At 64.1% G+C, this 26,527-nt stretch carries 32 protein-coding genes and 1 tRNA gene; 2 read left to right on the forward strand and 31 right to left on the reverse strand.

The window, feature by feature from the left end; all coding sequences use genetic code 11:
- Nucleotides 1–62: 62 nt before the first annotated feature.
- From FFS49_RS31820 to FFS49_RS31965, 29 genes are all read right to left on the reverse strand, one after another.
- The gene (locus tag FFS49_RS31820; protein WP_023093452.1) at nucleotides 63–368 is read right to left on the reverse strand and encodes a hypothetical protein; all 306 of its coding nucleotides are present in this window, start codon (nucleotides 366–368) and stop codon (nucleotides 63–65) included.
- A gap of 90 nt (nucleotides 369–458) precedes the next feature.
- Entirely contained in the window at nucleotides 459–779 is a 321-nt protein-coding gene (locus tag FFS49_RS31825; RefSeq protein ID WP_023093453.1) for a hypothetical protein, read from the reverse strand.
- A gap of 50 nt (nucleotides 780–829) precedes the next feature.
- Complete coding sequence (locus FFS49_RS31830; RefSeq protein WP_255302663.1) at nucleotides 830–1,963, reverse strand: DUF6094 domain-containing protein; 1,134 nt, start codon at nucleotides 1,961–1,963, stop codon at nucleotides 830–832.
- A 40-nt stretch (nucleotides 1,964–2,003) separates the two neighbouring features.
- Nucleotides 2,004–2,651, reverse strand: a complete 648-nt coding sequence (locus FFS49_RS31835) for a hypothetical protein (protein ID WP_023093455.1) — start codon at nucleotides 2,649–2,651, stop codon at nucleotides 2,004–2,006.
- A 73-nt stretch (nucleotides 2,652–2,724) separates the two neighbouring features.
- The gene (locus FFS49_RS31840) at nucleotides 2,725–2,985 is read right to left on the reverse strand and encodes a hypothetical protein (RefSeq protein ID WP_003050326.1); all 261 of its coding nucleotides are present in this window, start codon (nucleotides 2,983–2,985) and stop codon (nucleotides 2,725–2,727) included.
- A 16-nt stretch (nucleotides 2,986–3,001) separates the two neighbouring features.
- Nucleotides 3,002–3,409, reverse strand: coding sequence for a hypothetical protein (locus FFS49_RS31845; protein ID WP_023093456.1), 408 nt, complete (start codon nucleotides 3,407–3,409; stop codon nucleotides 3,002–3,004).
- A 101-nt stretch (nucleotides 3,410–3,510) separates the two neighbouring features.
- Nucleotides 3,511–3,837 (reverse strand): hypothetical protein, encoded by a 327-nt coding sequence (locus FFS49_RS31850; protein ID WP_023093457.1) that lies wholly within the window; start codon nucleotides 3,835–3,837, stop codon nucleotides 3,511–3,513.
- A 94-nt stretch (nucleotides 3,838–3,931) separates the two neighbouring features.
- A complete protein-coding gene (locus FFS49_RS31855) occupies nucleotides 3,932–4,624 on the reverse strand; it encodes a DUF3275 family protein (protein WP_105816298.1) in 693 nt (230 codons plus the stop codon).
- A gap of 57 nt (nucleotides 4,625–4,681) precedes the next feature.
- Nucleotides 4,682–5,599: a DUF3577 domain-containing protein gene (locus FFS49_RS31860; protein WP_023093459.1), complete on the reverse strand. Its 918-nt coding sequence runs from the start codon at nucleotides 5,597–5,599 to the stop codon at nucleotides 4,682–4,684.
- Nucleotides 5,600–5,965: 366 nt separating this feature from the next.
- Entirely contained in the window at nucleotides 5,966–6,319 is a 354-nt protein-coding gene (locus FFS49_RS31870) for a DUF3085 domain-containing protein (RefSeq protein ID WP_023093460.1), read from the reverse strand.
- A 123-nt stretch (nucleotides 6,320–6,442) separates the two neighbouring features.
- Nucleotides 6,443–7,255, reverse strand: coding sequence for a hypothetical protein (locus FFS49_RS31875; RefSeq protein WP_023093461.1), 813 nt, complete (start codon nucleotides 7,253–7,255; stop codon nucleotides 6,443–6,445).
- Between the two features lie 283 nt (nucleotides 7,256–7,538).
- Nucleotides 7,539–7,817, reverse strand: a complete 279-nt coding sequence (locus FFS49_RS31880; protein ID WP_023093462.1) for a hypothetical protein — start codon at nucleotides 7,815–7,817, stop codon at nucleotides 7,539–7,541.
- A gap of 96 nt (nucleotides 7,818–7,913) precedes the next feature.
- Nucleotides 7,914–8,651 carry a hypothetical protein gene (locus FFS49_RS31885; protein WP_023093463.1) on the reverse strand — a complete coding sequence of 246 codons (738 nt, stop codon included), beginning with the start codon at nucleotides 8,649–8,651 and terminating at the stop codon, nucleotides 7,914–7,916.
- A gap of 80 nt (nucleotides 8,652–8,731) precedes the next feature.
- A complete protein-coding gene (locus FFS49_RS31890) occupies nucleotides 8,732–9,418 on the reverse strand; it encodes a hypothetical protein (protein ID WP_023093464.1) in 687 nt (228 codons plus the stop codon).
- 174 nt (nucleotides 9,419–9,592) lie between these two features.
- The gene (locus FFS49_RS31895; protein WP_023093465.1) at nucleotides 9,593–9,985 is read right to left on the reverse strand and encodes a hypothetical protein; all 393 of its coding nucleotides are present in this window, start codon (nucleotides 9,983–9,985) and stop codon (nucleotides 9,593–9,595) included.
- Between the two features lie 21 nt (nucleotides 9,986–10,006).
- The gene (locus FFS49_RS31900) at nucleotides 10,007–10,219 is read right to left on the reverse strand and encodes a hypothetical protein (RefSeq protein ID WP_023093466.1); all 213 of its coding nucleotides are present in this window, start codon (nucleotides 10,217–10,219) and stop codon (nucleotides 10,007–10,009) included.
- 329 nt (nucleotides 10,220–10,548) lie between these two features.
- Nucleotides 10,549–11,106, reverse strand: a complete 558-nt coding sequence (locus tag FFS49_RS31905; RefSeq protein WP_023093467.1) for a hypothetical protein — start codon at nucleotides 11,104–11,106, stop codon at nucleotides 10,549–10,551.
- 243 nt (nucleotides 11,107–11,349) lie between these two features.
- Entirely contained in the window at nucleotides 11,350–12,957 is a 1,608-nt protein-coding gene (locus FFS49_RS31910; RefSeq protein WP_023093468.1) for a DNA cytosine methyltransferase, read from the reverse strand.
- Nucleotides 12,958–13,474: 517 nt separating this feature from the next.
- The gene (locus tag FFS49_RS31915) at nucleotides 13,475–15,487 is read right to left on the reverse strand and encodes a DNA topoisomerase III (RefSeq protein ID WP_023093469.1); all 2,013 of its coding nucleotides are present in this window, start codon (nucleotides 15,485–15,487) and stop codon (nucleotides 13,475–13,477) included.
- Between the two features lie 279 nt (nucleotides 15,488–15,766).
- On the reverse strand, nucleotides 15,767–16,207 hold the full coding sequence (locus tag FFS49_RS31920; RefSeq protein ID WP_031684101.1) for a single-stranded DNA-binding protein: 441 nt from the start codon (nucleotides 16,205–16,207) through the stop codon (nucleotides 15,767–15,769).
- A gap of 71 nt (nucleotides 16,208–16,278) precedes the next feature.
- Nucleotides 16,279–16,806: a DUF3158 family protein gene (locus FFS49_RS31925; RefSeq protein ID WP_034084952.1), complete on the reverse strand. Its 528-nt coding sequence runs from the start codon at nucleotides 16,804–16,806 to the stop codon at nucleotides 16,279–16,281.
- A complete protein-coding gene (locus FFS49_RS31930; RefSeq protein ID WP_023093472.1) occupies nucleotides 16,803–17,582 on the reverse strand; it encodes a PFL_4669 family integrating conjugative element protein in 780 nt (259 codons plus the stop codon). Before FFS49_RS31930 ends, FFS49_RS31925 begins: the two co-directional genes overlap by 4 nt.
- A 318-nt stretch (nucleotides 17,583–17,900) precedes the next feature.
- Complete coding sequence (locus tag FFS49_RS31935) at nucleotides 17,901–19,133, reverse strand: STY4528 family pathogenicity island replication protein (RefSeq protein WP_023093473.1); 1,233 nt, start codon at nucleotides 19,131–19,133, stop codon at nucleotides 17,901–17,903.
- Between the two features lie 3 nt (nucleotides 19,134–19,136).
- Nucleotides 19,137–19,697 carry a DUF2857 domain-containing protein gene (locus FFS49_RS31940; RefSeq protein WP_023093474.1) on the reverse strand — a complete coding sequence of 187 codons (561 nt, stop codon included), beginning with the start codon at nucleotides 19,695–19,697 and terminating at the stop codon, nucleotides 19,137–19,139.
- Between the two features lie 15 nt (nucleotides 19,698–19,712).
- Entirely contained in the window at nucleotides 19,713–21,371 is a 1,659-nt protein-coding gene (locus FFS49_RS31945; RefSeq protein ID WP_023093475.1) for a ParB family protein, read from the reverse strand.
- Nucleotides 21,364–21,612: a hypothetical protein gene (locus FFS49_RS31950; RefSeq protein WP_019726333.1), complete on the reverse strand. Its 249-nt coding sequence runs from the start codon at nucleotides 21,610–21,612 to the stop codon at nucleotides 21,364–21,366. Before FFS49_RS31950 ends, FFS49_RS31945 begins: the two co-directional genes overlap by 8 nt.
- Nucleotides 21,596–22,471, reverse strand: coding sequence for a ParA family protein (locus tag FFS49_RS31955; RefSeq protein ID WP_023093476.1), 876 nt, complete (start codon nucleotides 22,469–22,471; stop codon nucleotides 21,596–21,598). Before FFS49_RS31955 ends, FFS49_RS31950 begins: the two co-directional genes overlap by 17 nt.
- 42 nt (nucleotides 22,472–22,513) lie before the next feature.
- Nucleotides 22,514–22,726, reverse strand: coding sequence for an AlpA family transcriptional regulator (locus FFS49_RS31960; protein ID WP_009459729.1), 213 nt, complete (start codon nucleotides 22,724–22,726; stop codon nucleotides 22,514–22,516).
- 118 nt (nucleotides 22,727–22,844) lie between these two features.
- Nucleotides 22,845–23,597 (reverse strand): hypothetical protein, encoded by a 753-nt coding sequence (locus FFS49_RS31965; RefSeq protein WP_023093477.1) that lies wholly within the window; start codon nucleotides 23,595–23,597, stop codon nucleotides 22,845–22,847.
- 891 nt (nucleotides 23,598–24,488) lie between these two features.
- Between FFS49_RS31965 and FFS49_RS31970 the strand changes: the two genes are divergently transcribed.
- Both FFS49_RS31970 and FFS49_RS31975 read left to right on the forward strand, forming a co-directional pair.
- A tRNA-Cys gene (locus FFS49_RS31970) sits at nucleotides 24,489–24,562 on the forward strand.
- Nucleotides 24,563–24,720: 158 nt separating this feature from the next.
- A complete protein-coding gene (locus FFS49_RS31975; protein WP_105816297.1) occupies nucleotides 24,721–25,164 on the forward strand; it encodes a GNAT family N-acetyltransferase in 444 nt (147 codons plus the stop codon).
- A gap of 115 nt (nucleotides 25,165–25,279) precedes the next feature.
- Here the strand turns inward: FFS49_RS31975 and FFS49_RS31980 are convergent, their stop codons facing one another.
- Nucleotides 25,280–25,828, reverse strand: a complete 549-nt coding sequence (locus FFS49_RS31980) for a GNAT family N-acetyltransferase (protein ID WP_039348343.1) — start codon at nucleotides 25,826–25,828, stop codon at nucleotides 25,280–25,282.
- Between the two features lie 58 nt (nucleotides 25,829–25,886).
- The gene (locus FFS49_RS31985; protein WP_105816296.1) at nucleotides 25,887–26,510 is read right to left on the reverse strand and encodes a helix-turn-helix domain-containing protein; all 624 of its coding nucleotides are present in this window, start codon (nucleotides 26,508–26,510) and stop codon (nucleotides 25,887–25,889) included.
- Nucleotides 26,511–26,527: the final 17 nt, after the last annotated feature.

A 26,527-nucleotide genomic window follows, 5' to 3' on the forward strand; every position in this document is an offset into this window, starting at 1 on the left:
ATCGACGCGTGGCCGACGGTGGTTGAAGGTGCTGGCCTGGGTGGCCAGCGGCTGAACCGTGCTCAGTCCTCGGACGGCAGAACGATGACGGTGGCGTGGCGCTCCGCGTCGGTAACGATGCGAATGGCCAGCCCCGGATGGATCACGTAGTGCGATGCCAGCGATGCGCCTGATTGAAGCGCGGTGCTGTTGGCCTGCCATTGCTGGACGTTGACGTCGCCCCAGTCGCCACGGGTGTGGCGCCTGAAGTACGGGATCGGGTCGAGGCGACCCGAGCGGACCAGGCGGTCAATGCCTTTGCTGAAGATAAGCGCCCCGATGGGGAACGCCAGGCTCTGACAGTAGGTTTCGATGCGATGTGATGCCATGGGCTCCTCCTTGATGAGTCATTGAGCCACGACACCCCTGCCGGAGTGAAGTGGCTCCGTCAGGAAAATGAGGATGACGATGTGGGGACGTCAGATCAGGTCCCGCTCTTCGGGAAGCTGGATCACCGTGGTCTCGTGGTCCTCGCTGGTCTTGACGATTAGCGCCAGGTCCGGCGTGATCCTGAACTGCGAGATCATCAGGTTGTCCTGTTGGATCGCCACGTCGTTGGCTTGGCGTGTGGCCTCATCGATCTCGCCCCAGTCCCCGCGCACATGGCGCTGGACATAGGCTAAGGGGTCGATCAGGCCTCTTCGGGCCAGCCAATGCACCTTCTCGCTCAACTTCAACGTACTCGGTGCGAACAACGGTTGCTTGTGCGGCGCTGGCCGCTTGAACGGATTGGGGAACATGGTGTTTCTCCTTCGATGTGGTACAGCAGGACGGCAGCGCGTCCGGTGGATCAGCGGATGGTTAACACCTCGCCCCGTGTCGCGGAGCCAGGCGTCATGTCCCACGCGCGGATGACGGGCACAAACTTGTCGGTGAGGATGCGGGTCTCGGCGATGGAGCCGTCTTCGCGTTCGGTGAATTCCCGCTGGAGCGTCTTGTCCTTGTGGGTGTCACCTTTGACGACGAGCACGCGCCCCGTCTGGGAGCGCACAACGCCGGAGATCGCGCCCGCGGCCAAGGCCAGGGCGAGATGCCAGTGGGACAAGGCTCGCGCCGGTGGACGCAGCGACTGCTGCGCGGCCCCCAAGTGCGTGTCCAGCGACGGCCAGAGGCCTTGCAGCCTGCCAACCTCGTCGGCGAACTGTTCGGGCTCCATCGTCACGCGGAAGAAATGCTCCGGCTCGGCCGGACTGGCGGGGATGATGTATGGCAAGAACGGCCACTCGCTCGGAAGTTCCTCGGCTTCGACTTCGCCAAGCCCAACCTGCAGCAGCAGGCTGCGCACGGCCTTGACGCCATCGGGGGCCTGCTCGCGCTGGCGCACCCTTCGGCCGAAGATCACCACTTGCTTGAACTGCGTCTCCACCGCTCGGTAGATCCGCAGATCGGTGTAGTGACGTGTCAGCCAGCCGACCAGCTCCGCGTCGAGCACGTAGCCGGGAACGATGAAGACCAGCACGCCGCCGTACTGCAACAGCGACAGCGAACGCTGATAGAACAGCTTTTCGAGGCGGGCACGGCCCTGGCCCTGGTATCCGATGTTGCCGTTGACGTCCTTGGACAGGTCGCCATACGGCGGGTTGAGCCAGAGCAACCCGAAGGACTGTTTGGAGACCATCGTGTCCATCAGGTCCGCGTGCAGGCAGTGATCGACCAGACCTCGGGCATGGCGTGCCCGCTCCGCGTCGAACTCGACGGCGAACGCCTTGGCCTGCTCGCGCCCGAGGGCATGGGCGGCTTCGGCGATCGCCACGCCTTCGCCGGCGCAGGGATCGAGGATGCACATCGGCCCGTCGCTGGGCATCAGTGCGTTGAGGGCTCTTTCGAGCGTGGGTTCGTCGGTCGGGTAGTACCCGTTCTTGGCGAAATTGCGGGCGAGCCGCGGGAACATGAGGGCCATGGAAGTCTCCTGGTTGGCGGGGATGAAACACGGAAGCACGCCAAGGCGTGCCTCCGTGGGTGGGTCAGGCCGCTACCACTTCCGGCGTCCAGATCTTGGCCGGGTATGGATAGGCGGTGAGCACGTCACTGCGGATCAGGGAACCCAGCGCCAAGGTCAGCGCCGGCACGTCGATGGCGAGCCGATGGCCTTCCAGCGGCCCGAGGGCGAACGGAAGGCGGGCCAGCATCTCGCGGCTTTGCAGCAGTTCCAGCACGGTCTCGCGCCAGTGGTCGAGCAGCGGCAACGGGCAGGTGTCCCGCACCAGCATCCACAGGCGGTCAAGCCGGTGGGCACTGTCGCGTGGCAGCAATGCCAATGCGCTGGCGTTGGCCTTGTCGGGCTTGACGCAGCGCCGGTCGAACAGCCACACGTTGGACAGCGAACCGAACAGCGTTCGCCGGTAAGCGCGGGTCATGCGCTTTTCCAGGCGATCGACGTTGCCGACGAACACCGGGACGCTGCCGCCCTGATCGGTGATGATGTGGAACTGGTCCAGTCCCTGCTCGTCGCGCCCGAGGGTCAGGCGAGCAAGGAACTGCTGGACGGCGGTGTCGCGCGCCCAGATGGACAGGAAGATCAGGTTGCCCTGGTCATCGCCGACACAGGCGTCGGCCATCACGTCCGGGCATTCGTCGATGCGGTACAGCGTGGAAGAAGTGTTTGCGGGCATGGTGGTGTCCTCGGATGAACGGGAACAGCACCGCCCCCTGGGGCAAGTACTGCCCCAGTGGGAAGAAAATCGCTCAGTCCGGCTCGAACTGCCGGGTGTGCGGGTTGAAGTGAAGCGCCTCGTCCACCGCCGTGATCGGCGTGAAGCCGTCCAGGTAGATGTTGTTGAGGTACTGGTCGCGGTAGGTCAGTGCCTGCCGTGCCTGTTCCTCGGTGAGGCCGTTGCTGATGAAGTACTCCAGCATCTCCTCGTCGGAGGACACTTCGTCGTTGGACAAACTTCCTTCAACGAGTGCCAGCAGCGAGGGTGAGAGCGCAGCCAGGATCGGGTCCATGTTGGTTCCTCCTGGCTCAGGCCATCAGCGTCGCGGCGGGAGCCGTGACAGCCGTGGGTGTGCGTCGCCGTGCGTGGTAGGCGCGAACGCCTGCACGCCAGTCGGCGGACTGCTCCGGTGCGAGGTCCAGATAGGACAGCGGGCACGAGTAGTAGTACGGGTGCATGGACTCTTCCAGCGGCTTGTAGCCCCACTGGTTGCCGCTGCGTTCCAGCAGATCGCAGCGGATGTAGCGCAGGGACTGGCCCGGCGCGAGATCACGATGCACACCCTCGACCTTGGCGGTCATTTCGACCACGGACCACAGCACGTTGCCGCGCAGTGCGTGAGCGATGACCTTCGCGCTGACGCGCTCGGTCTGCTGCGGTGCGATCAATTCCGCGATCAGCTCAGACCGCGATTGGGGAGAGAAATACCAGCCCATGAGAGGCCTCCTGGAAAAAGTAGAGTCGGAGGCCTCCCGCAGGGGGAGAACCCCGACGGGTGGTGAAAAGCCGATCAAGCGGCGATGACGTGTGCCGGACCTCAGTAGTCCGAATCGCAACCGGCCGGGCAATAACCCAGTTCGATTCCGTGCGAGCAATAGCCGTGTTCAGCGTTCCAGTCCTGGGCTTCCTGCCTTTCGGCCGGTGTCGCGTAGTCCCATTCCTGTGCGATCTGCAGCGCTTGTGCGCGTTGGTCTTCGGGCAATCGAGCAACTTGCTCGTCGATCGCGGAACTGAAGCGTTCGACGTAGTAGTCGTGAGACAGTCCGCACCCCTTGGTGGCTTGTGCGGCTTCCGTCTCGCAGAGAGCCCGCCAAGCGGGTTCATCCAGAGCGGAGCGAGGGGAATCGCAAGCGATGGTGGACATGATGGAGACCTCCAAAAAGGAGCCGAGGCCTCCCCCGCATGGGGAAGGAACCCCGGCGGGTGGATGAAGGACACCGCGGATGCGGCGCCCATGGTTACGCAGGTTGCAGTTCGGCCCGGCGGCTCCACTCCTGCGTCTTGAAGTCCAGCGCGTAGCCCAGTTCGTCCAGGCGGGCGATCTGCGCGCGCAGGGCGCGGCGGTCGATGGTCGAATCCAGCTTCACGGACTCGCCCAGCGGCCACAACAGGCCGAACAGTGCGGCGTCGCCATCCTCGGTGCTGCCGGGGGCAGCAGCCGTAGCAGGCGGCGGCGCGTCCACGCCGAAGGGCGTCGTATCGATCAGCGGGTCCGCGGAGGCCTGCACGGGTGCAGATTTGGCGGACCTGGATGCCTTGGAGGCCTTGACCGGCGTTGCCGCAGGCGGCGGCCCTTGCTCTTCATCGAGCGGATCGACTTCCTGTGGGGCGAAGCTATGTGCTTCGGCCTTGCTCAGCTTGTCGGTGCCGAAAAGTGTCATGCCGTCCAGGTTGGCGCGCATCTCGAAACGCATGCTGCCGTCGCTGATCGGATAGCCTTTGAGGAAGATGTAGCGGAGGACGAATTCCCCTTGGTACTTGCCCTCGGGGTACTGCTCCAGTTCGGCATCTTTTATCGTGAACTTGCCGAGTTGGCATTCGAGCTTGCCAACGTTGAACTTTCCGTTGCGGCCGTGAATGGTGCGCAGCGCGAGCTGGCCCGGGACGATAATGGGCGTGGCCGATTTCTCGGGTGCCGATGTGACTGCCATGATGCTTCTCCTTGAGAAATAGGAAAAAGGCAAGGCCCCGTGAGGGGCCATGCCGGATCAGAACGAAGCAGCCAATGCCGGCTCCTGCTCCTCGACTTCACCTGCGGGCTCGCGCTCGGCGGACTCGGCAGGCTGCTCGGCAGCGGTGTCGGCAGCGTCCTCGGCTTCGGGCGCGGATGCGTCCTGGGCCTGCGGTGCCTCGGCTTGCGCCTGGCTCGTGGGATAGACCTGGGTGCCATCGATCTTGATCAGACCGATGTGGACCAGCGTCGATTCCAGACTCGCGGCCGGTTCCCCGGCGTGCTCGCCCTTGGTGCGGATGTACGGATCGATCTTCATGTCGTTCAGACGGAAGGCGACCAGCACTTTGCGATCCGCTTCGATGGCCTGCACGCACCGGCGAACCAGGTGCTCGGCTTCAGGGGTGGCGACGATCGTGTCGAAATACCGATACTCCGGTTCATCGACAGGGCCGGTCAGCGCTGCGATGCAGCACGACAGGAAGGGATCACCGTCTTTGGGAGTGACGTCCTTCGGGCGGCTGAGGTAGCCGATGCCGCGGGTGATCAGCTCGTGCTGCTTGATCGAGGCCAGTTCGGCCCGGTCAATCAGTTCGGTCTTGAGCAGCCGGGCCTTGAGAGACCCGCCTACTTCGCCCTTGCGTTCACCCTTGTCGCGGATGAAGGGATCGGCGCGCAGATCGCCAGTACGGAAGCGCACCAGTGGGCGCTGCTTGGGATCGTCAACGCCGATGTAGCGCTGGACGAGCTTCTTGGCCTCGGCACCCGAGACTTTGACGTCGAAGTAGCGGTAGCTGGGGTCCCTGGCAGGGCCGACCAGCGCGGCGATGGTGCATGCCAGGAAAGGCTGCGCTCGGCGGCCGCCCCTGACGGGCACTTCACGGACACGCTGGATGTAGCCGATGCCCGAAGTGTGGAGGTCGAAATACGATTTCTCGTTTGAAGTGGTGTTCATGGTGAATCTCCATAGGGATGAAGCGGAGACACACCAGCCCACGCATGCGGGGAGAGGTGCGTAACCCCGCGGTGGGTTGATAAGGCGAAAGCATCCGCCACCAGAGACTGGTGGCCGCTCGCGAATGGATGCGGTGCGAGCTGGCTCGGTCACGCAGTCGAAACTGCGCCGCAACCTCGAAGACCGATGGTTGCCTGGCATGTCGCTGACGACGTCAGCAGGCATGGGGGCAGCATCGCCGGGCCTCGCGCGTGCGACAGCAATCAATCGGCATCCGGGCGCTTCCCATTTTTTCCAGGCTGCCCAGTTCCGCCCAAAAAGAAGCCCCCAAAATGGGGGCTTCAAAGGGTATGCGGACATTTTTGACTACGCCGATTCCACCGCCGCCAGTGACAGATGCGTAGCGGTGGCGGACAGCTCCAGATCATCTGAGCTTTGCAGAATGCGAGTGAAAACGCTGTCTTTCGGGTCGAAGAACTCGCCGAAGTCGTCGCCTCCAAGTTCGGCGCGTGCCAGTTCCCACCAGTCATCGAACGGGTCGATATCCGGGTTGCAGCCGACGGCATAGGCCAGCAGCTTCACGCGGCCATCGGGGCGGCGCTCTCCGCGCTCGGCGAGGAAGTACACGCCCTGGTCCTTGGCCAGGGCGACGCGGCATTGGTTGGCGATGGCCTCGGCAAGCACGGGGCGCAGGTCGGAGCCTCTGAATCGCAGTGACATGGTTGAAATCTCCTGTATGGATTAAGAAAAAGCCCTCCACCCAAACGGATGGAAGGCTTGTGGGGCAGTCGCCGGTAGGCTATGGACTGGTCAGTCGTGCCGCTGGGCTTCCTGTCTGGCATGTCAGGCTGGAACCGCCTGACGTCGCCGAGGAGCTTTGGCGTCGATCACGCTGACGTCGATCAGGCGCCAGCGCCCGTCGTCGATGAGCCGCTCCAGCACGTCACCGAGCATGTCGAAATACACCTCGTCGTGCCGATCGATCAATTCACCGTCGCGATGCAGCTCCACCACGTAGGTGTCGCCGCCACGGTCGTAGAGGATCGTCACCTGACCCTCGAACTTGGTGGTTGAAACCGTGAAGCTGATCGCCGGCGGGGTCTCGATGATCTTGGAGGGCTTGGGATCGACCCAGACGAAGTCGCGGGCACCTGCATCGACCAGCATGTGGGTGATGCACCGGAACCCGTCGGGCGCGGGCATCTCCTCCAACTGCTCGATGAGTTGGCCCAGTTCCATGCACTGCGGCTCGGGAATGGGCAGCTTGGCGGGCGCTTTGCCGAGGATATGCCTCGTGATGGTGTAAGGCGTGCCATCCGAAGTCTTCTCGGTAACGACTTCCGGGGTGTCCGCGCGCAGGCCGTCGAAACGTCGCCGGGCGTAGGGTTGGACATGAACCTTGGCGCCCTCGCTCGGGACGGTGGTCACCAGGTTGGGGTCGAGCACCGCGAACTCGCTGGGCTTGAGCTTGACGACGATGGCATCGTCATTCGCCGCGACCACCTTGCCGTCGAAGGGTTGGGGATCGATGGCGAAGCCCAGCGTCGAGGATTGCGGCTGATCATCGAACACGCGGTACTTGAACGACCGCACGTTGCGGGGCACATGGCCTGCGACAAGCGAAGGCATCAGGGTCTTGATGAGAGAGCGATCCATGGGAATCTCCTTGAGAAAGAACAAGGGATTCCCCGCCCACAAGGGAGAGGTCCCTTGTGGGTGGATGGACGCGGTACGTCCGTAGGAAGAATCGACCAGCACGGTGTCCCGCACTTGCAGCCTTGAAGGCCTCGGCTGCCAGGGCATGTGTCGGCAACGCCGACGAACATGGAGCAAGGATGGCTCTGAAATGGGCGGCCTGCCCGCAAGAAATCGCACAGCGTCGCACCCGCTTTCCAGCGCTTCGGACAAGAAAAAGCCCCTCGAAAGGGGCTTGGTTGGGTCAGGCTTCGTACACGAAGTAGTGTTCTCGCTGACGTGGGAAGAAGACATGTTTCCATGTATCGCCGCTGGTGTTGCCACCGTCGAAGACGACCATTTCGTAGTCGTCAATGTCGGTGTCCACCAGTTCGACGCTGGCGACATGGCGCATGTGCAGCGTGCCGCTCATGCGCTCGAATACCAGGATCTGGCCGATGGCGTCGTCCTGGCCCATGGCATTGACGCAGGAACCGAGCTGGTACTCGAAGTCGGACGTGCTAGGGATGAGGTTGGGGAACATGAGGTTGCTCCTATGAAAATGAACCAGCCCGGCTCCGGGAGGGAGACGGGCTGGTATGGGGAGAACAAAGAGGAAGGATGTTGTGTCGCGTGGCTGCTAGGACTCGGCCAACGGCAGGCCCAACAGCACGGGTGCGTCGGCGTCGAGAATCAGGATGCGCACATCGGCCTGGCCGGCCAGTTCAATGACGTTCGCCAGGTCATCCGGCATGCCCTTGCTTCGGTGCTCCTGGCGAAGCTGCTCCGCACTGATCCCCTCGACGCGCTCCAGGTTCTTGTCCGTCCAGGGGGTGGAGATCAGCTTGATGCCGATCGCCGGGCTGTAAGGAACCCGGAACGCGATGAACAGGAATGCCTCCGGCGTGGCGAGGTCTGCCAGGTTGGCGAGGTATTGGCCGGTTTCCTCGCTTATGTGTGCACTGCTGATTTCCCAGCACCGGCTGTAGTAGCCGGTCTCGAAACTCAGGCGCTGCACGACTTCCCGTGCCGCTTCAGCCGAATAGGTATCGCCGACGTGGATGGGGCGGCCGTCGAAGTCGTCGCCATGGATGGCATAGACCACGGCGCCGATTACGCCTTCACCGCTGACACCTTCTCCGGCATCGCATTCGGCCAGTACCTCGGCATTCACGGGTTGGGGACCATTTTTGACCACGGCGAAATCGCTGGTGATGATGCACGAGGATGAAATCAGTTCCTCGTCGGAAAAGTGCTTTTGGCTCGCGTGGACGATTCGCCAAACATGCGGGCTTCCGTCCTCGTAGCTGATGCACAGCGTGCGGACGATTTTCAGATTCCAGTAGCCGCGGAGAAATGGATTGGGTTTCAGGGACATGGCAACTCTCCAGATTTGAATAATGGAGCCAATCCCCGCCACCGGGAATTGGACCCGGTGGGTTGAAAGTGGAAAATGCGTCAGTCGGCGCTGATCGTTGGCGTCTGGGCCAGCCGTTCGGCGATGCGATGGCGCACATTCAGGCGGAAATGCTCGTCGGTGATGCCGGCAAGCAGGTTGGCGGCCTCCAGCGCGATCAACGCCGAGGCCTCTTCGATGTCGGTGGCCACGATGGTCTTGCGCAGTTGGTCGCCGAGTTGGAGTGCCTGCGAGGACGTTCTGAAGACCTGGGCCTCGCGGCTCAGGTAGCAGCCGTTGCCGCCGAACTCGAACAGCCTCGGTTTGCTGCAATGCCAGCAACCCTCGAACTGGATGGCGGTCAGGTGATGACCGTCATCGAGGCAGGAGGCGATCAGAAACAAGGCTTCCAGGTCGGCGCTGTCCTCGAACTGGTGGTGCTCGATGAGGTTCTCCAGCTCCCAGTCCTGGTCAGCACCGAAGTGCGCGGCCAGCCGTTCAAGCAGAGGTGGAATCGACAGTTCTTCGTCGTCGGGCATGGGGATGCCGAGTTGTGTGGCCAGGTCTTCCAGGCCATCCAGCACATCCGTCCAGCGCGGGTCATTGGTCTCGGCGATCTGGGCGATGTAAGCCTGCCCATTGCCGGGATGGTTTTCATCCAGCGCAAAGGCGCCGAACAGCGCCTTGATGACGGGAGTAACGCGGTCGAGCACGAGAACGCCCGTGCCTTCGTAGTAGTTGTTTGCCATGGTGGCTCCTTTCGGGGAAGTGAGCGGAGCCAGCCCATGCGGACGATGGCATCCGCGGGAATAGCCCAAGGCCGTTGGCGCCGGGCGATGGGTAAGAAAAATTGAGGGACATGGCCTCATGGGCGCATGTCCCTCACGTGGGATCGAGAGGACAGTGGCGTGCCGGAGACCGGCTCACCAGCCGCTGTAGTTCACCAGCAGGTCGGCGATGACCTTGCGGCGTTCCAGGTCGAGACCGTCGAAGTCCGACAGCCCGTCGAAGTGGCAGCGCTTGAGCATGGCACCGCCCTCGCGCGCGTTGTAGAAGCTGACCATGGCGGACAGGAACATGCGTTCGCCGCTGCTCAGGACGCCGAGGGCATCGTTGAGCCGCAGCATGTCGGGACGCAAATCCCACTTGGTGTTGGCCTGGTTCAGGCCTTCGCGGGTGCCGTCGCCGAACCATTGCGGGCCGGCGATCTCGACACCACGCTTCCAGGCCTCGAAGAAGGCTTGGGGCGCGGCAGCGAAATGCTGCTCTTCCCGCATGATCTGATCGACGACTTCCTGTGGCAGAAGCTGGTTCATGACGTGATTCCTCCAGTTGGATCAGGGCGTGGCGAGCTGGGTCCAGCCGCCTCTTTCGAGCGCACGTTGAGCCGCGGCGTAGCTGCGGAAGTACTCGCGGGATTCCCGCGAAACGGGACCTTCGGTATCGCGCGTGCCGATGTAGTGACCGGCGGCGCTTTGCAGGACTTCGAGCGGCAGGAACTTGCCGCAGTAGGTCGAGGCCAGTTGGCCGAAAGAGGCTTGCTGGGACATGGACGGACTCCTTTGAAAAGCGGGGCCTTGTCCCTCACGGGATGGCAGCTCCCGCACGCGGTTGATAAAAGGCATCGACGTCACGAGGACGCGCGTCCGCAGACTTGATGCGATGCGGACTGGTGGGCAACGCGGGAGGGACCCGCGGCAGCCTGGAACCCTGGCTGCTGGCATGTGCTGACGAATCAGCGAACATGCGGGCAGCTTCGTGCGAGGGCCGCTCGGCGTCAGTGGGAAAACGGCATCCGACCCAGCCCCGATTGATGGGCGCAGAAAAGAAAAGCCCCGCATCGAGTGCGGGGCTGTCAGGAGGGTGCGGTGGCGCTGGGTCAATCGGGCTTGTCGCCCAGGACATGCTGCTCCCACAGGTCGAATGCCTGCTCGGGCGGAAGCTCGGCGAGGATGACGATGGGCTGGGCCTGCCGGGCGCGCAGCGAAGCGAAGTACGCCTTGCGGTCGGCGATGGCCTTGAGCTTGATGCCCTTGATGAACAGCAGTTTGCCGTCCTTGATGAACAGCACCTTGTTGCCGATGTCGCGGTTGAAAGCGGCTCGCACCTTGCGTTCCGCGTGCATGGCATCGGCCAGCTCATCGACCAGGAAGTCGAGCGTCATGTCGATGTAATGGGGGTCTTCACCCTCCTGGCCGAGATCGAGCGGCGCAGGCGGCAGTTCCTTGGCGAAGGCTTCGGCCTGAGCCAGCAGCGTCGTCTTGTTATTGAGCGCGCGGAGGAATGTCGAGCCGCCATGCCCGTCGTTGCGGGCCTCGGCGATGGGAGTGCCGTCGAACACGACGGTCGCGGTGAAGCACAGCGTTTCCTCGCTGGCGAAGTCGGCGACCTTGAGGTTCTTCAGCATGATGCGGTCTTGCTTGGTGATGGTGTCCATGGAAAGTCCTGAAATCGACCGGGTGGCGACATGCCCCTGACGGGACGTGGCGACCATCCCGTGGGTTAGAGAAAGGAGGCATCGATGCCCCGGTGGGCAGCGTTCGCCGGTGAGATGCCGAAGCGAACTGGCGGGTGGCGTGGGCGGAACCCACGGCAGCCTTGACACCCTGGCTGCGGGCTGCTGCCGATACATCGGCAATGCAGGGACGAGAATGGCGCGGCGCGCAGGCTGCGTCGTCGATCAATCCGAAGCGGTCGAGCCCGTCTTGTGCAGGCACTGCACCAGCCGGTTGCCCAGCCAAGCCATGCATGGGACGGCCATGGAGTTGCCGATCGCCTTGTAGCGCGGAGCGTCAGCGGCAGGCTTCCCGCGATACGGGATCAGCGTGTAGTCGTCGGGCATGCCCTGCAGCCGCTCGCACTCCATCGGCATCAGCCGCCGCACCCGCCATTGCGACCAGTCGCCGGGGCCGGGGTCGTTCCAGTCGTAGCGGAAATGGGCCTCGAAGTCGGGGGCCAGCACATGGGGCTTGTCAGCACCGCCGCCGCTGGTACGCAGCGCGGCCGCTACGCTGCCGCCCAGCTCGGCGGCAAGACCCTGCGGCCGTCCCCGGAGGGCAACGCAGGTCACCATGGGCACGCCGTAGCCCGGCTTGCCGTTGGACAGGACGGTGCAAGCTACCTGTCCATGGCCTGACTCGAAGCGCACTTCGCCGCGGTTGTTCTGCGCGAAGGCGATGGCGGGTACGACGCCGGCGTTTGCATGACTGTTGCGATGCCCGCCGGCACGCAGCGTTGGCGTCAGGTCGATCGTGGCATCCGCGCCGCTGCCCTGGGCGGTGAAGGCGATGATCGGCACGCCCTTGCCGGTGCCGTCCTCGCTGCTGCCCTTGCCGTTGTTGGCGGTGTCGAGGGTATGGGCGATGCTGCCGGCGACGGACTGCACCATGAACGTCTCGGTGCGGATGTCGTGCTTGGGACCCGCGGCCATCAGGCATGCCGCAACATCGACGGGGCCGGTGCCGCCGCTGAATCCGAACATCGTGGTGACCTTGCCGTAGGGCTGCGTCAGCCCGGCGAATCCTGCGTATCCGCCTGCTGCTGCAGCACCCGGTTCAGTAGCGCGGGCAGCTTCTTGCCACGGCGCGCGGCCCGCAGAAGAATCCCCGAGCAGGCCTGCGCGCTCAAAAAGTACTTCGGTGGGATCGAGACCATCTCCACCACTTGCCACAAGAAACACGCGCTTGCGGCGTTGGGCGACACCGAAATATTGAGCGTCGAGCACGCGCCAGGCGATGCGGCGGCGGGGTCCAGACACACAACCAGCGTGCGCCCATTTTTCCCCTGGCGGCTGGAGCGCACGGCCTTCGCCGGCCAGTGCGCCCAGGAAATGTCCGAAGGCATTGCTGCGGTCGTTGAGGACGCCGGGGACGTTTTCCCAGACGAGCGTTGCCGGCGGGCGGCGGTCTTGGTGGCGGGTTTGGTCGATGGCATTTGCAAGCTCCACATAGGCAAGGGTCAAGGCGCCGCGCGGGTCATCCAGTCCCTGGCGGGCGCCGGCAACGCTGAACGACTGGCATGGCGTGCCGCCGACCAGGATGTCGGGCGCCGGCACGGTGCCGGCGCGCACCTGACGGGCGATCGCGGTCATGTCGCCCAGGTTGGGCACGTGGGGGTAACGGTGAGCGAGCACGGCGCTCGGGAACGGGTCGATCTCGGCGAACCACGCGGCTTCAAGGCCGAGGGGTTGCCAGGCGAGGCTCGCGGCCTCGATGCCGCTGCACACGCTGCCATACAGCAGTGGCGCGGCCTGGGGCGCACCGCGAAGGGTGCAAGGTTGCGGGTTCATGTCGGGTCTCCTGTTCGTGTGGCCCGGGGCGGGCCGGGACGTTGATAGGCAGGAGAAAGGCGCCGAAGGCCTTGCGGCCTTCGGCTCGGGAGGAAAGAACCACCCGTGGGCTGGTGCAGGCCCGGTCGTCGCTAGAACCGTCTGCTCATCAGCAATCACACCCGGCGCATGTCGTGGTTCGCGCCGGCATCGTCTGGCGCACATCCGCGCACAAAGGGAGCCCGTTTTTGCGCCGGCGGGCACCGGCACCGAATACCGCTGACCACGAAGGGTCTCCGGGTGGCTCGCGCAGCCTGGCAAGCCATCGGGGGACCCTTCGCAGAGGCGGGAGAAATGCAGATCAGCAGAACGCGGGAGGCGGTTCGCGGAGAAGCTACCTTCAGGTCCCGCGGCCGGGGATGACCAAGCGGGACGCGCACACGGACAAGAAGGCGTTGCGCGCTGGGCGTCCCGCAGGGCATGCGGGACACAGGCCGCGCCGCCGATGGCGGGCACGGCTCACGGGGAACGGGGTCGGTCAGGAGCCTTTGCGGCCGCCACTGCGCGGACGCGAGGCACTACGCTTGGACGTGCCGGATTCGACCGGCAGAGTGCCTTTGCAGTCGGGGTAGCGGCTGCACGACCAGAACGGGCCGCTCTTGCCGGTGCGCTGGCGCGTGGGCGCGCCGCACTGCGGGCAAGCCGGCCCTTGGGGAACCTTGATGGACAGGGACGTGTTGCCGTACTGCGCGATCAACTGTGAGATCCATGCAGCCTGCTTGCTGATGAATACGTCCAGCGTGAGCTGCCCAGCTTCGATCATGTCCAGCGCCTGTTCCCAGACGGCGGTTGTCCCTGGGTCGGCAATCGCTGTGGGTACCGCGTCGATCAGGGTGAAGGCCGCATCCGAGGCACGGATGGCGCGGCCCTTCTTCACGAGGTAGCCCCGCGTCAGCAGGCCACTGATGATGTTGGCCCGCGTCGCTTCGGTTCCGATGCCGACCGTATCCTTGAGCTTCTGTTTCAGGCGCGGGTCCGAGACCAGTTTGGCGACGCCCTTCATGGACTTGACCAACTCGCCTTGCGTATAAGACCGAGGGGGCAGCGTCTTGAGCGCCTTCAGATCGACGTCGGCCACCTGACATGCCAGCCCCTCGCGCAGCGCGGGCAGTACCTGGCTGCGCGCCGCAGGGGCGCCATCCTCCTCAATTTGCGGTTCGGCCAGCACCAGGCGCCAACCCTTGACGACGACCTGCTTGCCGGTGGCCGCCAGCGTCTGCTGGCCGCAGGAGAGGTTCGCCACGGTGCGGTCGAACTCGTGGTGAGGAAGGAATTGCGCCAGGTAGTGCGCCCGGATCAGCCGATACACTGCCAGTTCCTTCTCACTCATGGTCGAGAGGTTCGCCGGTTCGAGCGTCGGGATGATGCCGTGGTGCGCGGATACCTTTGCGTCGTTCCAGGCGCGTGAGCGTTGAGTGCGGTCGAGCTGGTCCATGATCGGTCGCAGCGACGGATCGGTCTTGACCAGGCTGTCGAGAACCGTTGGCACCTCGGCGAACATGCTTTCGGGCAGGTATCCCGAATCGGAGCGCGGGTACGTCGTGGCCTTGTGCGTCTCGTACAGGGCCTGAGCAATGTCCAAGGTCTCCTGCACATCCAGCCCAAGCTGCTTGGAACACACCTCCTGCAAGGTCCCCAGGTCGAACGGCAGCGGCGGGCCTTCCCGCACGCGCTCAGTTTCGACCGACACCACCTGGGCGCTGTCCGCGACGCGGATCTGCTGCGCGGCGTGCTGCGCGATGGGCTGCTGCAGGCAGCGGCCGGCGTCGTCGGTGCATGCTTTCGGGGGAACCCATTGCGTGGTGAAAGTCTGGCCACCAGCGGACAGGGACACGTCGATGGCCCAGTACGGCACGGACACGAAGGCGGCGATCTCGCGGTCGCGGTCCACGACCAGTTTGAGCGTGGGGGTCTGGACGCGGCCGACCGACAGCACGCCGTCATAGCCGGCCTGTCGTCCCAGCACCGTGAACAAGCGGCTGAGGTTCATGCCGACGAGCCAGTCCGCCCGAGAGCGCGCCAGTGCCGAGTAGTACATCGGCAGGGTCTCGGCCGACGGCCGGAGCTTGCCGAGCGCGGCGCGGATGGACGCATCGTTGAGCGCCGACAGCCACAGCCGCTCGATGGGACCGCGGTAGCCGCACAGATCGATGATCTCGCGGGCGATCAACTCGCCTTCGCGGTCGGCATCAGTGGCGATGACAAGCTGGGTCGCCTTCGCCAGAAGCGCCTTGACGACCTTGAACTGCGTGGCGGTTTTCGGTTTGACCTCGACCCGCCAGTGCTGAGGAATGATGGGCAACTGCTCCAGCGACCAGCGCTTGAGCGCCGTGTCATAGACCTCGGGGGCTGCCGCTTCGACGAGATGGCCGATGCACCAGGTGACGGTGACGCCGGAACCGTTGAGGCAGCCTTCACCGCGCTGCGTGGCACCGAGAATCCGGCCAATGTCTTTGCCCTGGGAGGGCTTCTCGCACAAGAACAGCCGCATGTCCGTCCATCCCGATTCCCGTTGTTCATGGAGTTGCTGGAATCGAGGATGCCGAGCGCCGCCTGGGGCAGCAGCAAACAAGCCGCATGCGGCGGCGACCGCTTTCACGGGATGGAATCGCTTGTACGGGAGGCGCGCGTGGCCGCAGGTGTGCGGATCGGGAGCCGCGATTTGCGGGAGCGCGTGGAATTCAGTGGACGCTGGTGGAGCTATCCCCTGGGGATAGCTCCACCAGCGCATGGAGGGCGGCGAAGACGTGCCACCGCCCTCCAAGCTGGTTCACTTCCTGCGTTTGGATTCTTTCGGCGCAGCCGGTTCCTGCGCGGCCTGGGGCTTGGGCTCTGCCTCCTGCAGCTTTGGGCTGAGGGTCACGGATTCGATGCGGAACGGCAGGATGCCGACGCTGCGCGCATTGATCTGCCAGGTCTCGCGCGGCTGATCCTCGTTGTCCGTCCAGGGTTCGCGCTCCATGCGGCCGACGACCAGCACGCGCATGCCTTTCTGGTACAGGTCCTTCCAGTGCTCGGCGTCGCGGTGCCAGATTTCCACCGGCGCCCAGAAGCCGCCCCGATCCTCAAAGGTGCCATCCTTCTTGGGTACGGGGTTATCGAAATAGACGTTCAGGCGCAGCAGGCGGCTGGGTTCGTCGTTGCCGTTGGGGAATTCGCGGTACTCCGGTGGCGAGCCGATGTTGCCTTCGCCGGAAAAATGCGTGCTCATGGTGTGATCTCCGTGGTGGTTGAATACCCGTGCCTCGTCGGCGTCGGGAGCGTGCTGGATGCCCGGCGCAATCATCGATCGCGCATTGCGGCGGGAATGGGCGTGAGTCGGCGCAGGTAGGCGTCGTCCGCCTGGGCCGCCTTGCTGGCGCATTCCTGCGCCTGCCTGCCCAAGGTGTGCAGCAGGCTGATCTGCATGTTCAACGTGATGCGCTGCAGCTCGATCGCGTGCAGGTCGGCCAGCAGGTTGACGGGCGTGCTGGTGCTGGCGATCAGCTCCCGCCACAGCGCCACGCCCATGGCCGACCTGTCGTGCCTGCGCCAGCGCAAGAAGACGGTTCCTGCGCCGGTGGTCTGTTGGGCCAGTTCGATGGACAGCAGGTGGAAGGGGTGCCCGCATGCCTGCTCCAGCACCTGTCGCTGTGCCAGGGCAATCAACTCGTCGCGCATGGCGAAGCACTGGCTGGCCCAGGCCTCGAAGTCCCCTTTACCCTTAAAAGGCTTTAAAAGGCCTTTTAGAGAGGCTGCGTGTTCCAGCCGCATGAAGGCACCCTGTTGCAGGCCTCGGAAGTAGCGGGTCGGTTGGTTCGGATCGCTCATGCCGGCTCGTCCTCGTCGGCTGCGGTTTCGGGCGGCTCTGCGGTGGTGGCTTCATCTCCGGGCGGAGGTGCTTCGGCAGGACCGTCGCTGCGCTGCTGCAGGCCACGGCGCACGATGGGCGGCGCAAACTTCGAGCGGCGAGTGCCTTCCAGCACGTCCTGCGGCAGTTCGCCGTACTTCTCCAGCGCGGCCCGCGCTGCGGCATTCTTCGACGCGAAATCATCGCGTGTGCAGCCCGAATAGCGGTACTGCTGGGCCAGCGAGAACAGGCTGCGCAGTGAATGTGCGCCCTCGTTGAGCCAGCGTTCCAAGGTGCTGCGGTCAATGAGCGCGGTGTGATGGGCGAGGATCAGCTTGCGGGCGATGTCGTCGTAGTCGGCCAGAAGATAGACCGCGGCAAAGCCGAGCTGCGCGTTGACGAAGAGCGGCAGCTTGACCGGCTGCACGTTGAGGTTTTCGCCCAGGCTAAGCGCTGGCGGCACGCTCGCCAGCGCCTGGTCCACCTGCTCGCGCAGCGATTGCAGCGTGGCCTTGGTGTGGTCGAGCTTTTCCTCGATGCGCAGCATCCAGAAGTCGCTGTACGGGTCGTCCTGCTCCGAGCCCCGCCGCATCTTGTTCATCTGAGCGATGTAGCCGTTCAGGCCGACGATGCCCGGTCGCCCCTCGGTGGCGGCGCGGCCGTGCCAGATGCGGGAAGCGTGGTGGGTGTGCAGGGTCAGCGACATCGCACTGCGCAGGGAGCCGAGATTCAGTTGCAGAGGTTCATTGGTTGCCATGGTGTCCGCTCGTTGTTGGAAAAGGAGCGGCCAGCTTCGGCAGGAAGCGGAAGGCAGTCAGTCAAGAATCCGAATCCCGGCCGGCCCCGGTTTAGGGCGTGGCGGTTGCATGCGGCATGAGCTATCCCCTGGGGATAGCTCCATGGAGCGCCAACGAACGCTGCACGCCGGGATCAGGGGGGACAACACCGATGCTGCGGCAGAGGGTCGATCCCAGGCCTGCGACAGCCTGGTGTTGTGCCCAGCAGCGGAACTATCCCCAGGGGATAGCTCTACTGGCGGCCATGGACATCTACTTTCACCACCTTGCATGCCGACTCAATTGCTGGCGAGCAGATTGCGTAGCCGCTCGATGTGCTGCTTGGCGACTTCCGGTGGCACTGGCTTACCCTGCGGCTGAGGTGGCGGTGCTGGTGGTGGCCGCTCGTTTGGCGGGACGGATGCCGATGGCGCGTCTTTCTTGGCCCAGGCATTGAACTCGCCATGGATGGCGCGCTGGATGATGCCGAACAGATACCCCGCAGGATTGCGGATGCCATGATTGCTGCATCGTGTGGCCCATTCGTCCAGCACGGCCTGTCTCAGCGCGGCATCGACCTGCTGCAATGCCACCCTGGCACCTGTCTGCTGCTCTGCCTTCAGTTCCGTGAAGCGCTTGGGCCATTGCAAATCGCCCAGCGCGCGCGCCTGCGCGGTAGTACGTACTTCATTAATACGACTACTACGTACTGTACGGGCCTGCTTCGGATTCCGAAGAGAGGCGTCTGGCGCGGGTTTCGCCCCTGCTTCGGATTCCGAAGATGGGTCATCCGCATTCCGAAGAAGGCTCGATGCTCCTTCTTCGGATTCGTGGGCGGCATCCTCCTGTGGATAACTCTCGGCGGCCGTGATGCCTTGGCTGGCGAGGCGTTCTGCCAGGACTTGCAGCCGCGACGGCAGTGTGCGCCCAGAGAGCAGCGGATCTTCCGCGATCTCCTTGAGGGTGTTCAGGCCGACCATCTGGACGGCCTTGGCCGAATGGCCAAGGGACTGGCTGACCAGTGCCAGGTAGTCGGCGTCGAGCTGCATGGCCTCGAAGGGCGTCAGTGGTTCGTCGTGCAGAACATAGAGGTTGCCGAGGATGCGGCCGGTCTTGGGGTCACGCCGTCGCCGCACCAGGCTCAACCATCTGGTGAGGCGCAACAGTGTCAACGCTCGGGCCACGGTTTCATGCGAGGCCTGCCCGGCGCAGGGCATCGACGCCAGCCAGGGGCGAAGCTGCTCATAAGTCGGGAAGGCGGTCACGCCATCGTCGTTGAGCATCAGCCGGAACACCTGCCAGGCGTTGCGCTCCAGCGGCGTCAGGCGACGGTCGAGGAACAGCCGCCGCGGCACGGTCTCATGCCGGTTGCCGCTGAAGAGGAAGGCATCGCCGGACGTGGCGGGCGTCGGCGCAGGCATGGGTGCTGGCGCACTGGGGCTGGGCTTGGGCACGAGGTCTTTCAAGGCGGCGTCGAACAGGTCCGCGAGTGCGACGGGGCCACGGCGTGGTGTGGTGTTGTCCACGGCCATGGCTCAACCCAATCCCTGATCGACCCAGCTCTTGATCGAGGCCCAGACCACCGACAGAGGCAGCGACATGCCTTCGGCCAAGTCCATGGTGGCGTCGAGGATGGAGGTTTCGTCTTCGAGATCGACATTTCTGCTGCCGGTCACGGCCTTCCATTGCCGCCACAGCTCCGTGTCCTGTTTCTCATCCAGCACGGGGTGGCGGCCCTTGCGCTTCGGCAGGCCGAGGATTTCGCGGCGAAGCGCCACCTCCTGATGGGTCAGGCCATAGAACCGACTGACCATCTCGGTGCTCGCGCCCAGCCTGAGCATGCGATCGACCGTGGCGATTTCCTTCTCCACGTCCTGCGCCTGCTTGAGCAGTCGCCGGAGCACTTCGCGGTTGACCGTCACCGAGCACCAGGAGACGTTAGCGTTGGCGAGCACGCTGATCAGCGCGGGATGCTTGAGGGCGTCCAGTTCTTCCTCGCCAAACCCCATCAGTTTGCACCGGCGCAGTTGCCCATTACGCAAGTCATAGAGGGCCTGGGCGATGACGGCCTGGTTGAGTGGGTGTGGTGCGGACATGCTGGCCTCCCTCGCTCAAATTCCAACGCCTGCAGCGCCGGCTTCAAGGTCGAGCAGGTGCCGGGCCAACCGCAGCAGCCGGAACAGCTTGACCAGCGAGGTATCGCTCAATCGCTGGGCCGCATCACCCTGGCCGTGCAGCAGCGCCGGCAGTTCGATGACGATTTGCCCGTCGTGCAGGCCGACGTCGGCGGGCCGCTGACCGGCCAGGCACGCTAACAGCGCGAGGACGGCACGGCCCAGCGGCGCCGAGCTTTGGGTGCGGGCCCGGCAGACGAAACCGATACCCTCTGCACGGTCATCAATGCACTCGTCCAGGTCTGCCTCGCCCGCGATTTCGCGGGCGAACTGTGCGATGTGGATGCGCAGGCGCTCGGCTGTGTCCAGGCCGGGATCGATGTACCAGACATCGGAGATCGGATAGAGCCCGCCAGCCTGCACAGGGATGGACTGCAAGACGCTCACCGAGAAGTCTGGCGGCAGCGCATCACCCAACTGGTCGGCGACCATACGCTGAATGGACTGGAGCCGTTCGGTCGTCGGTGCCGGCGAGACGATGTGCTCCCGAAGCAGATCGCCACCCACCGCAGGGTTGGCCGGACTTGCCTGACTGGCATCCGTGTCGCTCTCGCGCGTCGAGGGCGTTGCCGCAGGTCGGCCTGCAGGCGGCGCTGCGGATGCAGCCCCTGCGATGGGTGGCGCAGTGTTGGCAGGTGGGCGCGCGATGGTTCCCGGCTCCGGCAACGCAGGCGGCGTCGAGGGCGGCGTTGGGTCGCTGACCAAGGCGCGCTGCCGGCTCTCGGATTCGGTCATGTCCAGGGCGAGCACGTCGTAATCGACACCAAGCATCTCGGCCATCTGGCCGATCAGCTCGTCCTGTACACGCTGCGCGGAGAACTCGTCGGCCTGGACGTCGAATTGCGACAGCACGTCCTGGAAAAATTCGTCGAAGTCCTGAACCAGTGGGTGGCCCTTGGCGTAGCGCTCCCACGCGAGCATGCAGGCTTTGCGCATGACCGACAGGCGTTCGACCTGATGGCGACCGAGACCGCCATAGAGCACGGTCGGGATCGCGGGCAGGAGATACTGCACCGCGTCGTTCATGCGGCTGATGTGCGACTGTTGTACCGGGAAGCCATCGGCGGCGAGGCGGCGGGCCAGCTCGGACTGGCTCAAGGCAGTGCCGCTTTCTTGCTCGTAGAACTCGCGCGCCTTCTCGACGCCGAGGGCGCGCTCGATGAACGTGAGGCCCCCGCGCAATTCGTTCTCGGCCAGGTGGCCGGTCAGCATGACGACTTCGCCGCGGCTGGGCCACGGCCGGAACAGGCACGATACACGGAAAAACCGCTCGTCCTTGGTCTCTGACCATAGTTCGCGCAGGATCGCCAGCCGCGTATTTCCGCCGTTGCGAATGATGTAGTGGTCCTCACCTGGTCGGCGAGTGATGGCCGGCGCCGCGTCCAGACCGCGCTCGCGGATGGACGCCTTGATTTCCTCGTAGGCCGGGTTGCGTTTTTTCCTGGGATCGTGGTCGTAGGGGCGCAACTGATCTAGGGTCACGACCATGGGTGTGTCGGCGATCGGGTCGCTCAAGGTCGAGGCTGACGGGCCGCTACGCTCGAACCCGGCCGCGAGCAGCTTGCCGGCCATCTGCTGGGAGGTGATCTCAGCCATGGCCGCCTCCCTGCGCTTGGTATCGGGCCTCGCGCTCGGCGCGGCGGATTTGCGCACGGGCATTCAGGGTCGCCCGGTGGTCGCTGGCCGTCGAGCTGGTGTAGATCGCGGCGCAGCCAGGCTTGGTGAACTTGAGGTGGCCGCCAGGCGTGCGTTTGACGTGCCAACCTTCGCCAACCGCGAACTCGATCAGGGCGCGAAGCCGCTTGTGGCCACGGGCAAGCTCATGTGCGTTCGCCATGGGACCTCCCGGCATCAAGAGGGTGTGGCGGACGGCCGGACACCATGGCAAATCGGTGCCGCCATTGCGGAAATAGTTCGTCTGCGAGGCCGCGCATGGTGTCGAGCGCGGCGGGGGCGACTCTGCCCGGCGGCTGGCGGTATTCGACCCGATGCACTGGCAATCCGCGCGTAGCTGCACGCGGATACGCCTCGATGGCCGGCACGTCGGTAGCCAGCACGCGGATGCCGGCGTGGTCCTGGAAAAGATCGCGCAGGGCCTGCTGGATCAGCCGTGCATTGGCTGACACAGGGTGGACACGATTGATGAGCAGATGCAGAGGTGGAGGCTCGATGCCCAGGTGCCGGTAGGGCGCAATGTCTTCGAGCAACTGCATGGTGCCGCGCCGCAGCTCGCGCGCCGCGAGAATTTCCGGGGTCACGGGCGACAGCGCGAGGTTGGAGGCGAGCACCGCCATCTCCAGCAGCACCGAGCGCGCACCTTGGGTGTCGATCAGCACCAGGTCATAGAGAGGCGCCAGGACCGGCAAGAGATGGCGCAACCGTAGGCGCCCATCCGGCGCGTGCAGCAGCAAAGTGTTCAGCTCGCCTCGGTGGTCGTTGGAGAGCACCAAGTCCAGGCCCTCGATGATCGTGCGGGACACAAGCAGCCCGAGGTCGCGCTCGTTGAAGGCCAGCAACTCGTAGATGCCACCAGGTGCGCGGTGGCCTAGCTCGTAGTACGAGGACAAGGTGGGCTGCACGTCGAGGTCGAGCAGCAGTACACGCAGCCCCGCGTCCGCGGCAAGCCCGCCGAGGTTCGCGGCCGTGGTGGTCTTGCCGACGCCACCTTTGGTTGAAATGATGGATACGACCTGCATGGCGTTCTCCGTGTGAGGATGGGAAGTCCGCTGGAGAACGGGTCAGGCCCGGTTGTTGACGCGCTCGGCGATCCACTGATCGATCTCGATGGAGTCCCAACCGACCGCGCGCACGCCCAGGCGCAGCGCCTTCGGGAACAGGCCTTTGCGCATCAGGTTGTAGATGTGGGCGCGTTTGAAACCCGACTTGGTTTCGACTTCATCAAGCCGCAGGATGCGGCGCTCGCTTGCGGGCAGTGCAGGTGTTTGCGACATGGCGGTCACTCCTGAACGCTCAGTGGCGTTTGTTGGCGTGACCTCCATTCAATAGACATGGATGGGAAAAGACATTGCAAATGCAATCTCCGCGATTGCACATACAAGATGGAAAACCTCAGACTGTTGCGCTACGCAGCCGGCGTCTGGCCGTGGCGAACTTGCCGTTTAGCGTCCGCTCCGCGATCCCCATTGCGCCGCTGTGATGGGCGACCAATGCACTGACCACCGCCTCCTGCGTCTTGAAGCTGGAGTACGGCACGCCCGAAGGCGACTGGCCGAGCATCAGGTCCAGCATGCTGCCGATAATGTTCAGGTAGGTGGCTTCGGCGCGATCACTGATCAGGCACTGTGCGCCAGTAGAGGGCGCCATCTGCTTGAGAAGCGCCCCGTGCTTTTCCTGCAACTCATGCAGTTGGCGTTTGTACTGGTCCAAGGTGGACTTCAGGGCCAGGCGCTCGACTAGCATCGCCTGCCCAGTTTCCACCGAGATGAAGGGATGGGCGATGCGCTCGCTCCGGGAGAAGAGGAAGCACGGTCGTTGCTCGGGATAGTGCTGGCGCATCCAGCTCTTCAGATCGACGTGGCGCACCGTCAGATCAGGGGAGTCGATCAGCGCGGAATCGCGCGTCGTGATGCCGTTCCGTCCGAAGGGCAGTTCTCCATTGAGGATGCCGTCGAAGATGCGTTCGGTGCAAAGCCGCAGCTCGTCACAACGTGGACAGTCCAACGACTGCGGCAGGCGCCTTGGCGACGAAATCGAAGCCAGGATCACCTGCTCGTATCGCAGCAGCCCGGCCCAGCGGATGGACGCTTCGATCGGGCGATAGAACACCTTTGATGTTGGTGCATCATTCTTGTTCTCGTGCATGCTCCGTCTCCTTCCAGGAGAAGAACTACATGACCGACTCCTTTGTCGCCGACCTCATGGTCGGCCTGTCGCTTGTGTAGGAAGTGGGTCCCGAAGGCCGCTTCGTCATGTGGTTTGAATACTTCTCACCAGTTCGCGCAACTGGTAGTCGTCGTGTGTTCGATGTGCAAAAATCATCGATTAGAAGGTCGAGCATCGGGACGTAGGCTCGACAGCGACGCTCACGCTATCAGGGTCGTGAGAAGTTACGGTTTCTGCAAAACCGTCTAGGTATGACCTGATATGCCAGCGGTCTTAGGAAGCGCGAGGGGGCCGCAATCGTCGCCCAATGTCCAGCCGGACGCAGCAAACCCGCACCTGTCATGCTTGCCCCGTCATCCTGATATATCGATAAAGAATCGTGTGTGGGAACGCGGTGGCCAGCGTGAGCGTTCTTCCAAAGGAGCTTGGACAGAAGGTCGCCTGTGAGTTGTGGTGCTGGCGCTTCCAGGTGGCATCCGACTTGTGCCATCACCAGAACCATCTACCTGGGTTGTCTTCGCGATGATGGATGCGGGCAGACAACCGGGCGTGGGTGATGAGTTCGAGGCAGTCGCCTACGACGATGTACCGATCGTGGGTGTGGTGTGCTGAGTGCAGCTCTATGGACGTCCGTGGAACTCTTTGGACGAATTTGTTGCCGAGGACGAAAAACAAGGCTACAATTGAGGTCTTCGCTGGCCAGCCCAACGAAGAAAGTGTTTGGGAAACAACGACTTACTGTCCTAGTACACGTCTCGTTTCCCGCTCCAAGTAATGGGGAAGCCAAGCTTCCCTTTTTATTTGATGGACTTTCGGTCCTCGAATAAAAAATCTGTCGCTTGCCTCACGGCATTCGCACAGTCCGCTTTTGGCGCGATAGCAAAGCGGTTATGCAGCGGCCTGCAAAGCCGTTTAGGCCGGTTCGACTCCGGCTCGCGCCTCCAGGTAGAACGAGATAAAGCCCCGCTTCGGCGGGGCTTTTCTTTTTCTGCGTCCGGCTCGGAGGCGGGTGGGGCAGGTGCGGTAGCATGGCGCGATCAGCGGGCGTTCGAGTCCTGCACGAGACGCCGAGGCGATCGATGGCGAAACCAGGTGAAGCGAATTGACCACCACCGGGCTTGAAGTGAGAGCGGCGCGGCTAGCCGATTGCGCCGCAATCGCGAGGCTGCTGTGCCAGCTTGGATACGAGGCAACGCCCGCGCTGATTCACGAAAAATTGCAGTCGTTCGCCGACAAGCCAGGTGACCGGGTATGTGTGGCAACGATGGGCGGCGAGGTGGTCGGCAGCATCAGCCTGCACATCCTGCCGCTCTTTCATGCAGCCGGAAATCTCGGGCGCATCACGAGCATGGTCGTCGACGAGCGTCACAAGGGATGCGGAATTGGTGGTGCACTGATGGCGACTGCAGAACGTTGGTTCGAGAGCGGCCGATGCGTGAAGCTGGAGGTGACGAGCGGCGATCAACGCCCGGGTGCTCACCGTTTTTATGCGCATCATGGTTTCGTGCGAGACGGGCAGCGGCTCTCCCGGAAAATGCATCCGTAGCGCATGCCTAAAAGCAAAAGCCCGGTGTGAGCGGACTTTTTGGTTTCAGCGGTTGAAGCGCGATCCTCGAACGGGCTTCGGCTGTGCGATGCCGCTCGGTCGTCGCGCGCTTCGCTCAACCATCCACCGGCTGCGCCGGCGTGTCGAGCGTCAACTGATAGAACGCCGCGTCGAGCCACCGGCCGAACTTGAATCCCGCCTGCGTGATCGTGCCCGAGTGCACGAATCCCAGCTTCGTATGCAGTGCGATGCTTCCTGCGTTGGTTGCATCGATGCAGCCGACCACCACGTGCACCTGTGCTTCGCGCGCGCGCCGGACCACTTCGCGCAGCAGCACCTCGCCCAGCCCGCGGCCGCGCTGGTCACGATGCACGTACACGCTGTGTTCGACCGTGTACTTGAAGGCGGGAAACGCGCGGAACGTGCCCCAGCTCGCAAAGCCCAGCAGCGTGCCCGATGCATCCACCGCGCCGATGACCGGGAAGCCGCCCGCGCGCTTCGCCGCGAACCACGCAACCATCGCTTCCGGCGGACGCGGCTTGTAGTCGTACAGCGCGGTGGAGTTCGCGATCGCGTCGTTCAGGATCTCGAGAATGGCCGGTGCGTGCTCGGCCTCGCTGCAATCGATCAGGCGCACGTCGTCGCGCTGTTTCGGGGAATTCATACCGGCTCCTGTAGGCAATAAATCGGGCGTGCGCATTGCTGCTGCGACGACGCGCTCATCAGAGGTTCCGCACGCCGGCGGCAGCAGGCGCATCGCAGATCGCGACGACATAGCGGGCGGCATGCGGCGACGGATTGCTGAAAATCAGCGGCTGGTCGAGCCGCATGGCCAGGCAGTCGCCTTCGTTAAGTTCGTGAAGCGCGTCGCCGAACGTGACGTCGACGCGGCCGCTGATCACCCACACCTGCTGATGCAGCGCGCTTTCGCGTCCGCCGCTGTCGTACGCGACGCGCGCACCGGGCGGGAAATCCACCTCGACGAGCTGGATCGGCGATGGCCAGCCGGCCGGGGAGAGGTTGCGGCGCACATAGCCGGACGCGGGATCTCGCCATTCGGCCTGCTGCGCGCGGCGGGCCAGCGGCTGCGCGGGTGTGTCGTCCTGGTCGCCGCCGAACAGCCCGGCCAGCGACACGCCGAGCCCGGCCGCGAGCTTGTCGAGCACGACGGCCGTCGGGCTGGCCGAAGCGCGTTCGATGAGCGAGATCATCGAACGGCTGACGCCGGAGCGCGCGGCAAGCGCGTCGAGCGTGTAGCCTCGCACGGTGCGCAGGTCGCGTACGCGCCGGGCGATGCGTTCGTTGATGCCGGTGTCGTCGGCAACGGCGGTGGCTGATTCTTTCATGATGGATTTATTTTCCA

The organism is Burkholderia sp. 4NA327C6 (genome assembly GCF_005502655.1).
In the GTDB taxonomy this organism is placed as follows: Bacteria; Pseudomonadota; Gammaproteobacteria; order Burkholderiales; family Burkholderiaceae; genus Burkholderia; species Burkholderia contaminans.